The 10,094-nt window shown below is 39.2% G+C and carries 10 protein-coding genes; 4 read left to right on the forward strand and 6 right to left on the reverse strand.

Translation table 11 applies throughout. The features are described from left to right. The first annotated feature begins 9 nt into the window (after window positions 1–9). The 3 genes from ZA06_RS14665 to ZA06_RS14675 all read left to right on the forward strand — a co-directional run bounded on the left by ZA06_RS14665 (window position 10) and on the right by ZA06_RS14675 (window position 3,050). Complete coding sequence (locus tag ZA06_RS14665) at window positions 10–930, forward strand: hypothetical protein (protein WP_053978241.1); 921 nt, start codon at window positions 10–12, stop codon at window positions 928–930. Between the two features lie 123 nt (window positions 931–1,053). After that, a complete protein-coding gene (locus tag ZA06_RS14670) occupies window positions 1,054–2,655 on the forward strand; it encodes an aryl-sulfate sulfotransferase (protein ID WP_240472302.1) in 1,602 nt (533 codons plus the stop codon). A gap of 203 nt (window positions 2,656–2,858) precedes the next feature. After that, window positions 2,859–3,050: a hypothetical protein gene (locus ZA06_RS14675; protein WP_053978243.1), complete on the forward strand. Its 192-nt coding sequence runs from the start codon at window positions 2,859–2,861 to the stop codon at window positions 3,048–3,050. A 30-nt stretch (window positions 3,051–3,080) separates the two neighbouring features. Here the strand turns inward: ZA06_RS14675 and lspA are convergent, their stop codons facing one another. The 4 genes from lspA to ZA06_RS14695 all read right to left on the reverse strand — a co-directional run bounded on the left by lspA (window position 3,081) and on the right by ZA06_RS14695 (window position 7,093). After that, window positions 3,081–3,578 carry a signal peptidase II gene (gene lspA, locus ZA06_RS14680; protein ID WP_053978244.1) on the reverse strand — a complete coding sequence of 166 codons (498 nt, stop codon included), beginning with the start codon at window positions 3,576–3,578 and terminating at the stop codon, window positions 3,081–3,083. 6 nt (window positions 3,579–3,584) lie between these two features. Then, window positions 3,585–4,478, reverse strand: a complete 894-nt coding sequence (gene fabD, locus ZA06_RS14685) for an ACP S-malonyltransferase (RefSeq protein ID WP_053978262.1) — start codon at window positions 4,476–4,478, stop codon at window positions 3,585–3,587. Between the two features lie 120 nt (window positions 4,479–4,598). Further along, on the reverse strand, window positions 4,599–6,155 hold the full coding sequence (locus tag ZA06_RS14690; RefSeq protein ID WP_053978245.1) for an NAD(P)/FAD-dependent oxidoreductase: 1,557 nt from the start codon (window positions 6,153–6,155) through the stop codon (window positions 4,599–4,601). 53 nt (window positions 6,156–6,208) lie between these two features. Further along, window positions 6,209–7,093 carry a dihydrofolate reductase gene (locus tag ZA06_RS14695; RefSeq protein WP_053978246.1) on the reverse strand — a complete coding sequence of 295 codons (885 nt, stop codon included), beginning with the start codon at window positions 7,091–7,093 and terminating at the stop codon, window positions 6,209–6,211. 285 nt (window positions 7,094–7,378) lie between these two features. On the opposite strand from ZA06_RS14695, the gene ZA06_RS14700 reads away from it, so the two are divergent. Continuing rightward, the gene (locus ZA06_RS14700; protein WP_053978247.1) at window positions 7,379–7,675 is read left to right on the forward strand and encodes an isoamylase early set domain-containing protein; all 297 of its coding nucleotides are present in this window, start codon (window positions 7,379–7,381) and stop codon (window positions 7,673–7,675) included. A gap of 72 nt (window positions 7,676–7,747) precedes the next feature. Here ZA06_RS14700 and ZA06_RS14705 read toward each other — a convergent pair whose 3' ends face one another. Then, window positions 7,748–8,572: a thymidylate synthase gene (locus ZA06_RS14705; RefSeq protein ID WP_053978248.1), complete on the reverse strand. Its 825-nt coding sequence runs from the start codon at window positions 8,570–8,572 to the stop codon at window positions 7,748–7,750. Window positions 8,573–8,754: 182 nt separating this feature from the next. Beyond that, on the reverse strand, window positions 8,755–10,094 hold a 1,340-nt coding region (locus ZA06_RS14710; protein WP_053978249.1), incomplete at its 5' end, for a NupC/NupG family nucleoside CNT transporter.

Below are 10,094 nucleotides of genomic sequence, written 5' to 3' on the forward strand. Positions count from 1 at the left end.
TTTTACACTATGAAAACAAAATATAACATAATAATTCTCTTGATTTCTATCTTGATGGGAGTGACGGCCTGTGATAATGACGGTGGAGATTCGGTGATTGAAACATCATATGGGGCTTTGCCTGATTTCAGTATTGTTGAGGGTAGTGCCGATTTTATTGATTTGACAAGTTTTGATGATTTGGTTCTGCAGTTTACAGTTGATGTGGGGTTGGGAAATCCGGAGTCTTTCGATTTGAAGGCATTCTATCTCACCACGGATGGAGACCTATATGGACCCGCAACATTGGATGCGAATGTTACCACATTTCCAAAGGAATACATGATTACTGGAGCCGATATTATTAATGCCTTTCCAGAACTCAATAGTGCAGACGATGTGCAAGTAGGCGATGTGTTTAAACTGTTTACAGGGTTTACCTTTTCTGATGGAAGTAGCTTTGATATCTTAAATGAAAATGCTGAAGCCAATTACTATGCCCCCGATTTTGATGCCTTTCCAATGTTTACGGCCAAATTGGATTATGTGGTGTCCTGCGCCTCCGATTTAGCTGGAACGCATTCGTTTGTGTCTTCCAATTTGCAGGCGGCCTATGGTTATGGTTGCCCAAGTGGACAGGTTACAGGAACTGTAGTTTGGACCGCTCAGGGAGGAGGAACTTATTTAACCTCCGATCTTGGTTTTGGCCAATACGAATCTTCATGTTGGGGAGATACCCCCGCAACCAGTGGAGGGGCTACCTTTAGTGAAGTGTGTGGTGAAATAATTTCAGGTGGAACAGATCAATATGGGCTCACCTATATATGGGTGATTACGGGAGTAAATGGTTCCGAATTGTCTATGTCGTGGTCCAATGATTATGGCGATTCTGGAGACGTAGTGATTACGAGAGAAGGTGGTGCCGATTGGCCGGCACTATTCACGGAATGATAAGATTATGTGATGAATAATATCTTAAGAAATCTTCATTTTAATTAAAGTGAAGGTTTCTCATAAAGGTTTATGTGGACAAATAGTTATCATATTTTAAGAATTTTTTCTATCAAAATTACTTTGATACTCTGCTTGTTTTCTTGGCAGTTTTATTCGCAAAATACCGTTGGCGTAATTACAAATACAGCAGAAGCCTATAATGGATATACCTTGTTTACCAATCATACCACAACGTATTTGATCAATAATTGTGGTGAGGTGGTCAATCAATGGAGTAGTGAGTATATTGATGGGAAGTCGGTGTATTTGTTGGAGGATGGCAGTATATTAAGATGTGGTTTTATAGAAAATACTAACTTTTCTTTGCCGGGAATTGGAGGCATTATTCAAAAAATAGATTGGGACGGTACTGTACTTTGGGAGTATTCATATTCCTCTGAAGATTATTCTCAGCATCACGATGTGTATCCGCTTCCAAATGGAAATGTTCTTATTTTGGCAGTTACCAAGAAAACAGATTCAGAGGCTTTTCAGGCAGGGAGAGACCCTTTGCTTTTGGATGAGGACTCCTTGTATAATGAACAAATTATTGAAGTGGCTCCTGTAGGCTTTGATTCGGGGGAGATTGTTTGGGAGTGGAATGTCTGGGACCATTTAATTCAGGATTTTGATAGTTCCAAGGATAATTTTGGCGTAGTGTCTGAGCATCCCGAACTTTTGGATATTAATTATCTGGGGGTGTCGGTACGGGCATCCAATTGGATGCATGCCAATTCAATTCAGTATAATGAGACTTTGGATCAAATCATTTTAAGCTCTAGACAATTAAATGAAATTTATATCATAGATCATTCCACAACCACTCTTGAAGCGGCAGGACATACAGGTGGGCTTTATGGTAAAGGTGGCGACTTTTTGTACCGATGGGGGAATCCAATAGCTTATGGTCATGGAGATGAGGATGATCAGCAGCTTTTTGGGCAACATACGCCGCATTGGATTCCTGAAGGCTTGGTAGATGAAGGGAAGATTTTATTTTACAACAATGGTAATGGTAGGCCAGAATTGTTTTCCAGCGTCGATATTATTGAGCCACCTTTGGATGAATTCAATGATTATATTTATGAAGTGGGGCAAGCCTATGGTCCCGAAGCGGCGGAGTGGCAATATACCGATACACCCATGACCGATTTGTTTTCAAGGATCATGTCCAGTGCTCAACGGTTGCCAAACGGTAATACTTTAATTTGCGATTCGGATTCTGGATATTTTTTTGAAATCGATGCTGAAGAAAATAAGGTTTGGGAGTACATCAATCCTCAAAAAACTTCAGGGAGTATTTTAAGTCAAGGGGATGACCCCGAAAGTAATTTGACATTTAGGGCTACCAAATATTCCCCCGACTATGTTGCCTTTGAAGGAAAGGACCTCACGCCTGGGCTGCCTATAGAGCTGAATCCTAATTTGGAAAATTGTAGTATTCTAAATGTTGAAGAAGCAGATCAAAGTGAAGTCATGCTGTATCCCAATCCTGTGAGGGCATCTCTCTATGTAGAAACAAGAGATAAACTAGAGGAAATTACCGTGTATGATTATACCGGAAAACTAATTTTTAAAGGGCATGAGAAGGTATTGGATTTTAGCGGGTATGGTAGCGGGATGTATACAATCTCAGTAAAGATAAATGGTCACATTTTGCATCAAAAAGTGATTAAGATTTAGGTGAAAATAGTAGGTTTTTGCTTCAATTTGTACGAATTCGAGATAGTGTATCAAATGCTGCGTATCTTTAAGAAATATTCAGTGATATCCTACAATGTTTGAGGATGTAATATTAATGGGTTGATTTTTAATGGTTTGTTGGTTGTGATTTGGAATTGGTTAATAGGTTGCCTTACTTTGTACCCAATGATAAATGATATATAATGAAATTGATAAGTATAAAAAGGGAAACTATTTCCGAAGAACGATTCACCCCAAAGATGGGATTGTTAAGTACAAAAGTGACATACATTAAAAAGCAATTTTTAAGTATTCCTTTTAAAACCCTCCATAAATATAGGGAGACCTATTATGGAGAAATCAAAGACTGTGAAGATTGTGTTTTAGCACGATAAAAAAAAAGCCTCAATATTGAGGCTTTTTTTTTATGCTGTTTTTACATTTTTCTTATGGAAAAAATTGGCCACAAGTAGCATGATCATTCCTGTGGTTACCGAGACATCTGCAATGTTAAAGATTCCCGTTTTTAACATCCCTCCAAAATCAAGATGCAAAAAGTCGGTTACCGAGCCGTAAACAATGCGGTCGTAAACATTTGCTATTCCTCCTCCAGCAATGCAGCACAGCGCCACAAGGCTAAAGCGGTCCAGTGTTTTTGTTTTAAAGATATAATAGATCAAATATCCTAATACCAAAACAGGTAATAGCAATAAGAATATGAGCTTAAAGGTTGGGTTTAAATCGCTTCCCATGCCCAAAAATGCGCCTGTGTTTTCAACATTCATCATTACAAAAACATCACCAATCAAAGAGATTTGTTCTCTAGGATCGACACTTTGCCTGATGATAACTTTTGAAATTTGGTCCACGGCAATATTGGCCGCAATGAGCAGAACAATTCCTAAACTTCTTGAAATTTTCATGAGCGTTTAGTTATTGGTTTCTAAGGTTGCCGAAACAGTTTCAGAATCTTTATTAATTTTCTTTACCAAACCTTGCAATACTTTTCCAGGGCCAACTTCGGTGAAATGTGTAGCACCATCGGCAACCATTTGCTGAACAGATTGTGTCCATCTTACTGGAGCAGTCAATTGCGAAATCAAGTTGGCCTTAATTTCAGCAGGATCGGTTACGGCACTAGCTGTTACATTTTGGTAAATAGGACATTTTGGTTGGCTGAAGGTTGTATTTTCAATAGCGGCAGCCAATTCTTCTCTAGCAGGCTCCATCAAAGGGGAGTGGAATGCGCCTCCTACAGGTAAAACCAATGCTCTACGCGCTCCTTTTTCTTTCAATACTTCACAGGCCTTGTTGATAGCTTCCACTTCACCGGAAATTACCAATTGTCCTGGGCAGTTATAGTTGGCAGCAACTACCACACCATCAATTGAAGCGCATACATCTTCCACAACTTGATCTTCAAGTCCTAATACAGCCGCCATGGTGCTCGGTTGTAATTCGCAAGCTTTTTGCATAGCCATAGCACGTTGGGATACCAAACGCAATCCGTCTTCAAACGTTAGGGTGCCGTTGGCTACCAATGCTGAAAATTCACCTAGGGAGTGTCCGGCAACCATGTCTGGTTGAAATTTGTCACCTAAAGTTTTGGCTAGGATTACGGAATGTAAAAATATGGCAGGTTGTGTTACTTTAGTTTCTTTTAAGGCTTCAGCGCTTCCTTCAAACATGATATCGGTAATTGAAAAACCTAGAATTTGATTGGCTTTTTCAAAAAGTTCTTGGGCTAAAGTTGAGTTTTCGTAAAGGTCTAGACCCATTCCTGTAAATTGGGCACCTTGACCTGGGAATATATATGCATTCATGTTATTAATTTTAGTCATGCAAAAATAGGAATAATATCTTTAAAAGATAGTAGCCTTTATCAGCACTATAAAAGGTTTTGAAACTTAATATTTTACTTGGATTTGCGTTTTGTAATCTTGTTATAAATTTTTTGTAGCAGCTTCTGCACAACGTTCGCCATCCATGGCTGCGGAAATAATTCCACCGGCATAACCGCCACCTTCACCACATGGGTAAAGATTGGATATTTGAGGGTGTGCAAGTTGTTCGTTTCTAGGGATATTCACAGGTGAAGAAGTTCTAGATTCCACACCAATAACGTTGGCTTCAGAAGTGTAATAACCTTTCATTTTTTCTCCGAAGGCTTTAAATCCTTTTCTCAACGAACCACCAATAAGTTTTGGTAATAACGAATGCAATGGCGCCGATTTTAATCCCGGTTGGTAAGAGGTCGGGTTGAGATCGGTTGATAAATTGCCTTCAACAAAATCGGTGAGGCGTTGCGCGGGAGCGGTTTGGGTTCTGCCTCCAGCAGTAAAGGCCAATCGTTCTAAATCTTTTTGATATTCCAAGGCTTTAAATACACCGTGTTTTTCATATTTGTGCAAATCGGTGTCTGCATTTATTTCAACAACAATCCCTGAATTTGCAAATTCATTGTTGCGTTTTGATGGCGACATTCCGTTCACCACCACTTCTCCATTAGCGGTTGCCGCAGGCACAATAAATCCACCTGGGCACATACAAAATGAATAGACACCGCGATTGTTCACTTGTTGCACAAGACTATATGCTGCAGCGGGTAAAAGTTCATCACGTTGCCCAGAACAGTGATATTGTATGGAATCGATTATATGCTGAGGATGTTCCACACGAACGCCCATAGCAAATGATTTTGCTTTTAACCCAATGTTTTTGTCGTTCAATAAATAGAAGATGTCTCTTGCGGAGTGTCCCGTAGCAAGAATTACGCGATTCACAGGAATCTCTTCTCCTTGTTGTGTGTGGATGGCCGTGATGGTACCATCATTAATTGTGAAATCGGAAACACGGGTTTCAAAATGGACTTCTCCTCCGTATTTCAATATGGTTTCACGAATGTTGGTAACCACTTTTGGCAATTTATTGGTTCCAATATGGGGGTGGGCATCCACAAGAATTTGGTCTGTGGCACCATGATACACCAAATTTTCAAAAATTCTGCGAACATCACCGCGTTTCAAACTTCTAGTGTAAAGTTTTCCATCACTATAAGTTCCTGCACCACCTTCTCCAAAACAATAGTTGGAGTCTTCATTCACAAAATGCTCTTGGTTGATGGCTCTAAGGTCGCGGCGTCTGTCTTTAACATTTTTACCTCTTTCAAGAACTACAGGTTTAAATCCTAATTCAATACAGCGCAAAGCGGCATACATTCCTGCGGGTCCAAACCCAATAATATGTATGGGTTTGGCATTGGAAACATCTTTGTAATCAAAATGGTATTCTGAAGTTTCAGGAACAGGTTCCTTAATGTATACGGCTATTTTGTAATTAAGAATGATCAGGCGTTTGCGGGCATCAATAGATTTGCGCAACACTTTAATTCCTGAAATGTCATCTGCAGGAATATCCAAAAATTGAGCTGCTTTAAGAAGCAGAATATCGCTTTGCCTTTCCTCTTCCAGAGTTACACGCAGCTGAATGTCTTTTACCATGTGGCAAAATTACTGAAAAAGTAGCTTTTATTGGGATTTATTAAGCTAGAGAATTACGCGCGTTCGTAAGTTAAAAATGAAAATGAGTAATCGTGTTTATCGTCTTTTTGGTGGAATTTATTAGCCACTTCTTTCCATTGCAAAGGATCTATTTCAGGAAAATAGGTGTCGCCTTCAAAACTTTCATGGACTCTGGTCAATTCAATTTTATCGGCAATGGCCATAGCTTGTTTGTAAATTTCGCCTCCACCAATAATGTAAGGCTGGGGATCACTTTGAGAGGCATCAATAGCATCTTCCAATGAGTGCGCCAAAACTACACCGCTAGGGACTTTATAGTCCTGTTGGGTGGTAATGACAATATGGGTTCTGTTTGGCAACGGCTTTGGGAAGCTTTCAAAAGTCTTTCTTCCCATGATAATGTGGTGTCCGTTTGTTAGGTTTTTAAATCGTTTTAAGTCGTCACTTAAATGCCAGATCAAGTCATTGTCCTTCCCGATAACATTGTTTTCTGCAGCCGCTACAATAATGGTCAATTCACTGTTTTTAGTTGGTTTTGCAGCTGTAACTGTAGGCTCTGGAAGTGTCTTTTTTAGCTCTTCAATTTTTGCTTTCTGTTTGGCAACTAACTTATTTAATTGGTTTTGTTCCCAATCTTTTCCCATAAATCTGTGGGTTACAAATACATTAAAGGTATGGTAGAGCAAAAAGAACAACCAAATAACGATAGGGTAGACAAACCAATCTACACCAAAAGGTTTGACATCTTTGCCAATGCCCATGGCAAGGTTGGCAAGGATTAGAAACACAGCGCCAATTAAGAAAACTACAAAATGGGAGTATAAACGTTTTTTTTGTTTGATACGCTTTTGGGCGTATTCAAGCATTTCCAATTGTTCTTTATCTATTTGCGGCGTTGGTTTCTTCTTTCCGAACATAGGTTGAATATTAGTTAATGTAAATTTACTCTTTTTAGTGTAAATGGAATAATATTAATTTTTATTCAAGAAGAGAAGGTTTTATGTGTTGAAAATGAAACTGATATGCCTGTTTTTGATGTGGGTCGGATTTCAAAACACCAAAAAAGACAAGTTTTTATTTTATTCTTTAAATTATAATGAAGCCATTTTTAAGAAAATGATAAATATTGAGTATCTGCTTTGATTTCAGTTTGTTGCTGAAGTTTTCTTTCATAGATTTGAGTGTAATTAATTCATTTTACCATGGCAATTTCAAAACAATACCTAAAGAGTAAACCAATTTGTAAAGTTACTTTTTCCTTGCCTGCAGAGGAAGCGAGCAAAGTAGCTTTGGTAGGAACCTTTAATGACTGGGATACCGGAGCTGTAGAGCTTAAAAAGTTGAAAAATGGTACCTTTAAAGGAACCTTGGATCTAGAGAAAGATCATTCGTATGAATTTAGATATGTAGTAGATGGAACCTATGTGAATGACGAACAAGCCGATGGTTACAAATGGAGTGATTATGCTTCGGCAGACAATTGTATTTTGAACCTATAACCTTTTTTAATTCCATATTAAAAGCGCTTTAAGAATCCTTAAAGCGCTTTTTTGTTGAATATGTTTTAGGTTTTATACGGCAACTACTCCTTTAATGTGAGGATGTGGATCGTACCCAACCAATGTAAAGTCTTCAAAAGTGAAATCAAAAATATCCTTGATTTCTGGGTTTAACACCATGGTAGGCAAAGGTCTTGGTTCTCTAGATAATTGCAGTTCCAATTGCTCGTAGTGGTTGCTATAAATATGAGCATCTCCAAACGTATGGATGAAATCACCCGCTTCATAACCGCAAACCTGAGCCATCATCATAGTCAATAGGGCATACGATGCAATGTTGAACGGAACCCCCAAAAAGATATCGGCACTACGTTGGTAGAGCTGGCAGGAAAGTTTGCCATTGGCTACATAAAATTGAAAGAAAGCATGACAAGGAGGCAATGCTGCTTTTCCATTGGCAACATTGTCACTGAAACTTTTCGAAGTATCAGGAAGCACCGAAGGATTCCATGCGGAAACCAACATACGTCTACTATCTGGATTGTTTTTTAAGGTATGGATGACTTCCTTAATTTGATCGATCTCATCGCTGTTCCAGTTGCGCCACTGATGTCCGTAAACGGGTCCTAAATCACCATTTTCATCAGCCCATTCATTCCAAATTCTAACGCCGTTTTCAGTAAGGTACTCGATGTTGGTGTCCCCTTTTAAAAACCAAAGCAATTCGTAAATAATAGATTTTAAGTGTAATTTTTTGGTGGTCACCATCGGGAAGCCTTCGCTTAAATCAAATCGCATTTGGTATCCAAATACACTTTTGGTTCCTGTACCTGTGCGGTCCGATTTTTCATTACCATGCTCCAAAACATGCTTAATAAGGTCGTGGTATTGTTTCATATTCCTAGTTCTGTATCTCTGGGATTTCTTTGTTTTTAGTTGAAAAACATGCCGTAAACTTACATGTCTAAATATGGGGCTAAATTAGAAAAAAGGCAAACAAGAAATTGGTGTGACTTAGAAATGATATTAAAAGTTATCAACTAACCAAGAGCACAATAGATTGCACCTTTCAAAATGGATTAGCCTATAATCATTCCTGCAATTGTTGCAGAAATCAAGGAGGCAATCGTTCCTCCAATTAGTGCTTTTATCCCAAATTCCGATAAGGTTTTTCGTTGGCCAGGCGCCAAGGAGCCAATTCCTCCAATTTGAATTCCAATGGAGGCAAAGTTAGCAAAGCCACAAAGCATGTAAGTGGCCATGATTACAGACTTTTCATATTTCAGGTGAAGGACATTTCCAATATCTTTTAATTCGGCCAATTGGATGTAGCCAACAAATTCACTAGCCACTAATTTGACACCTAAAAGCTGTCCCATCAGGGCAACATCTTCTTGGGCAACACCAATAAGCCACATAACGGGAGCCAAAATATAACCTAGGATAAATTCAAGAGAAAGGCTGTTGTAAATGGTGTGATTGGCCACGAGGGTATTCAAAGTCGTGATGTCTCCAAACCATTGCAAAATACCATTAAGCATGGCTATGAAGGCTAAAAATACCAATAGCATAGCACCAACGTTTACGGCTAATTTCAATCCTTCAGAAGTACCGTTGGCAATGGCATCCAAAATATTGGAGCCAATGTCGTCATGGGTCACTTTTATTTCGGCATCAATGTCTTCAGTTTGGGGATATAAAATTTTGGAAATCACGATAGCTCCGGGAGCTGCCATCACAGATGCTGCCAATAAATGTTTGGCATAAAACAATTCCATTACGGGGTCTCCGCCTCCCAAAAATCGTATGTATGCGGCCAAAACGCCCCCTGCCACGGTAGCCATTCCGCCCACCATCACCAATAACATTTCGGAGCGGTTCATTTTTTCCAAATAGGCCTTGATCATCAAAGGTGATTCTGTTTGTCCCAAGAAAATATTTCCGGCCACACTTAAACTCTCGGCACCGGAAACCTTCAATAATTTGGAGAGTAGCCAAGCCAAGCCTTTTACTACTTTTTGAATAATTCCTAAATAAAACAACACCGAGGTCAATGCCGAAAAGAAAATGATGGTCGGTAAAATGGATACCGCAAAGGTTATTAGGGAATCTTCGATTTTATCTGTAATAAAGGATTTGAACAGGAATTCTGTCCCGGCCATGGTGAAATCTAAAATGGAGACAAAGATACCGCCAACCCATTCAAACATACTTTGTATAAAAGGGACTTTTAAAACACCAAAAGCTAAGAGTAATTGGGCAGCCAATCCAATCCCAACCGTTTTCCAGTTAATGGCCTTTCTATTGCTGCTAAAGAGAAAGGCAATCACTAAAAGGGAAACCATGCCCAAGACGCCTCTTCCAAAACTGCCAAATGAAAACCCGTTGCTTTTGATGAGCGTGTTGGATTCAACAAGTG

Origin of the sequence: Mangrovimonas xylaniphaga, assembly GCF_001280435.1 — a bacterium.
GTDB lineage: Bacteria > Bacteroidota > Bacteroidia > Flavobacteriales > Flavobacteriaceae > Mangrovimonas_A > Mangrovimonas_A xylaniphaga.